At 47.0% G+C, this 381-nt stretch carries 1 pseudogene; it reads right to left on the bottom strand.

The features are described from left to right. Positions 1 to 381 (bottom strand): annotated as a pseudogene (locus NI467_RS14650) (electron transfer flavoprotein-ubiquinone oxidoreductase); the annotation flags it as partial.

Raw genomic sequence — 381 nt, 5'->3', positions numbered from 1 at the left:
AAGACAGACGGTCAAACGTCAGCTTGCCATCCGGTTTTGGATAGTTCGGCTTGAAGTTCACTGCATCAACAGTTTTCAGCGTCTTAAAGTCTGGCACCAAGTCATGTAAAGTGAAGGGTACTTTAAACACGTTCTGGTCAATAAAGTTAAAGGCGCCCCCCATCCATTGACCGAACTTGTGCATTGCCGGGCCAAAGTTACGCGCATTGTAGAGTTCTTCTTTCAGCCAGCTGTTGTTGAACTTCTCGGTATAGGCAGTCAGCTCTTTGATGAAGAAATCTTCACCTTCACTCACACGGGCAACTGCAAGATCACCACCTTTTTCTACACCGGCCTGGATTGCTTCAAATACCGCTTCACCGCAAAGCATGCCAGATTTCA

The organism is Acinetobacter sp. S4397-1, assembly GCF_024129285.1.
Taxonomy (GTDB): Bacteria; Pseudomonadota; Gammaproteobacteria; order Pseudomonadales; family Moraxellaceae; genus Acinetobacter; species Acinetobacter lwoffii_C.
The sequence above is the reverse complement of the archived record's forward strand: the minus strand, read 5'-3'. Positions and strand labels throughout refer to the sequence as shown.